Consider the following 2,037-nt stretch of genomic DNA (forward strand, 5'->3'; position numbering starts at 1 on the left):
ATTGCGTATCCGCTATTAGCATCCGTTTCCGAATGTTATCCCGGTCTTACGGGCAGGTTACCTACGTGTTACTCACCCGTCCGCCGCTAACTCAGTCAGGAGCAAGCTCCCGACTAAATCCGCTCGACTTGCATGTATTAGGCACGCCGCCAGCGTTCGTCCTGAGCCAGGATCAAACTCTCCATTAAAGTGAGTCGATATCGCTCATTACTTGTATAGCTTTTCCATCCTCCCTCGCAGGACAATGGGGCAGTTTCGCTCGTTGTTCAGTTTTCAAAGGGCAACTCTGATAATATACCACGCCGCTCTATCACCTGGCAAGCGCCAATGTTTTCCAGGAAAAGGCGGTTACCATTCGGCTGATAAGCATCCGTGGTTTTTCCTGATACCTCGTCGGCGGCAGGATTCATATAATAACATATTGCAACTGGCGGGACAAGCATCAATTATTTCCATTTTCATGCTTGACCGTTCTGTCTGCCAATCCCTGCAGTTTAGCGTTGGCGATCCGGCCTTCTTTGTACTTCGAACACATTCGGCTTCGCCACGGAAAGACAGCCGTCCCTGCCGAGTCGCCTCCCAAGCCAATCGACTCATACGAGTCGTTCAACGACTCGTCGAGCAGTCTTTCTTGGCCGGCGTCCTCCCGATCGTCCAAGAAATTAAATGCCCCGCATCGGTTACAGGGTCCCCAGGACATCGACAACCCCTATGCGTCCGCGAGCATTAAAGTGGGTAACGCTCCCCCATTTCGCTAGAGTAAAGGGCAGGTAATTTCTGCCCCTCCTCATCAAACCGTACGTGAGGTTTTCCCTCATACGGCTTTCCGATGTTCGTCATTCATGTGCATGCAGATTACAGAAGCGTTTTAAGTCCATATTGCATGGATAATGATTTCACATCGCTTAGTGAACTAAACCAACGAGCGCGTTGACGCTTTTTGGCGTACCACTTCGCGAGCCTCTGTACGATGTACCAATCTAATTTTGCCATCTTCTTCTTGCCGGCATTGCCGCAAGCCGACACGATCAGCATGATGATGAGCGAAAGCAGGAGCGTTTGAATGACTTTACCTTTTTTCACCAGAATCGTCCCCCGATACTTTAATATGAAAGCGATTTCTCATTCGCTTACATTTGTCATTATATGTCGTTCGATTTCATATGTCAACCGGTTGACATATCATCCGCTTGACATATTGTTTTCAGGTCCCGATCGGCTTTTTCTGAAATCGGGTGTGCACGTTACGATCTTTAGTGAAAAATCCTGCAGAAAGCCAGTAAATACGGCGGTTTGGCGGGGTTTTTGCAAAGGAGGCGATGAGAGTCTGCATGTACTTGGAGTGAGATTGAGGGAGGAATCGTTCACAGAAAAAGAACCGAACGGATAAAAGGGCATCCCCTTTCGTTCGGTGCCGTTCCCATAGGAGATCGAAGTAATTCAGGTAGATGTTCGCCAGCAGCGGTGAAATGACCCCACCTTGCGGCGTTCCTAAATCTAAGCGTCTGATGTTTCCTTCTTCCATGACTCCCGCACCTAACCACTTCTTCATCACTTCACCTTCTGGGCTTATAGAGCGTCTCTTTACGGTTTCGAAAAAAAAACTCCGTGCAGGGGAGGGTCTCCCCAGTTCACTGCATCCTCTTTCATGCCATGCCGATCCCTCTACGCCGGAGGATTCTTCGCTGTCGTTCCAAGTTCTGAACAGCTTCCATGGCCTTCGTCCAAGTGCGCGAGACTCGGCTTCCTCTCTTCCCTCTTGCGAGTCCTTTTTGACGACGCGGCAGGATTCACTTTATGTTTACGGCCTATCATGTTGCTCGCCCTGTCTCTGACAGGTGCTTTGTCGATACGCTTCTGCGCACAGATTTCGCCATACGCAGGTATCCTAGCTACACAGGGGCTTGGCCCCTCCTGTGACCGGACTTTCACCGGCTAGAAGATGCGTGCCTCTGGGCACGCCACACAACAAAAAATCCCTTGCTTTCGCAAGGGATTCTACTGATTATGTATGGTGCGGTAGAGAGGACTCGAACC

General features: G+C 50.0%; 1 protein-coding gene, 1 rRNA gene and 1 pseudogene. All 3 read right to left on the reverse strand.

Annotation, left to right across the window (positions count from 1 at the left end; translation table 11 throughout):
• Positions 1–188: ribosomal RNA gene (locus BG52_RS01135) — 16S ribosomal RNA — on the reverse strand; the annotation flags it as partial.
• 667 nt (positions 189–855) lie between these two features.
• Positions 856–1,083 carry a hypothetical protein gene (locus tag BG52_RS01145; protein WP_144340694.1) on the reverse strand — a complete coding sequence of 76 codons (228 nt, stop codon included), beginning with the start codon at positions 1,081–1,083 and terminating at the stop codon, positions 856–858.
• 328 nt (positions 1,084–1,411) lie between these two features.
• Positions 1,412–1,558, reverse strand: a pseudogene (locus tag BG52_RS15035) (group II intron reverse transcriptase/maturase); the annotation flags it as partial.
• Positions 1,559–2,037 lie beyond the last annotated feature (479 nt).

The sequence above is a fragment of the Paenibacillus darwinianus genome (assembly GCF_000598065.1).
Lineage (GTDB): Bacteria > Bacillota > Bacilli > Paenibacillales > Paenibacillaceae > Paenibacillus_I > Paenibacillus_I darwinianus.